The organism is Tersicoccus solisilvae (assembly GCF_014643255.1).
GTDB classification, from domain to species: domain Bacteria; phylum Actinomycetota; class Actinomycetes; order Actinomycetales; family Micrococcaceae; genus Tersicoccus; species Tersicoccus solisilvae.
The window spans coordinates 1-782 of record NZ_BMJI01000050.1 but is presented as its reverse complement, the minus strand read 5'-3'; the positions used below and the strand labels follow the sequence as shown (position 1 = coordinate 782).

Sequence of the window (782 nt, the reverse complement as noted above, 5' to 3'; positions counted from 1 at the left end):
CTGCTGCTGGATATGTTGCGCCGCTTGGCATGCTTCGGCATTCATATGCTGAGGTTGGATATCCGCCAGGATGCAGAGCGCCACGCCAATGCCATTGCCGAACTTACCCGCTATCTGGGCATGGGTGACTTCAACCATTGGGATGAGACAGAAAAGCAGGCATTCCTGCTCAGGGAACTGGCTAATCGCAGACCCTTGATCCCGGTAAACTGGCAGCCATCAGACGAGGTGGCCGAGGTACTGGCAACCTGCCGCTTGATAGCCACTCAGCCTCAACAAGCGCTGGGCTCTTATGTGATATCCATGGCCAGCCAACCATCCGACGTGTTGGCGGTACTTTTGCTGCTCAAGGAAACCGGCTGCCGCTATCCCATGCGGGTAGTGCCGCTGTTTGAGACCCTGGATGACCTCAACAATGCCGCCGATTGCATCTCTGCCCTGCTCGATATCGATTGGTATCTGGGTTACACCAAAGGCATGCAGGAAGTGATGATTGGCTATTCGGATTCGGCCAAGGATGCCGGAGTCATGGCTGCGGCCTGGGCACAATACCGGGCGCAGGAACAACTGGTTGCTGTGTGTAAGAAGGCCGGCGTCAAACTGACTCTGTTCCACGGCCGTGGCGGTACTATCGGTCGTGGCGGCGGCCCTGCTCACCAGGCGATTCTGTCGCAACCTCCAGGCTCAGTTGACGGACGGATCCGGGTGACAGAGCAGGGAGAGATGATCCGCTTCAAATTCGGCCTCCCCAAGTTGGCAGTGCAGTCACTGGCGCTTTACAC

The 782-nt window shown here is 57.4% G+C and carries 1 protein-coding gene; it reads left to right on the top strand.

Going from position 1 to position 782, the window contains the following annotated elements; genetic code table 11:
* The coding region (locus IEX22_RS16165) for a phosphoenolpyruvate carboxylase (RefSeq protein WP_188669262.1) at positions 1 to 782 on the top strand (782 nt) is incomplete at both ends.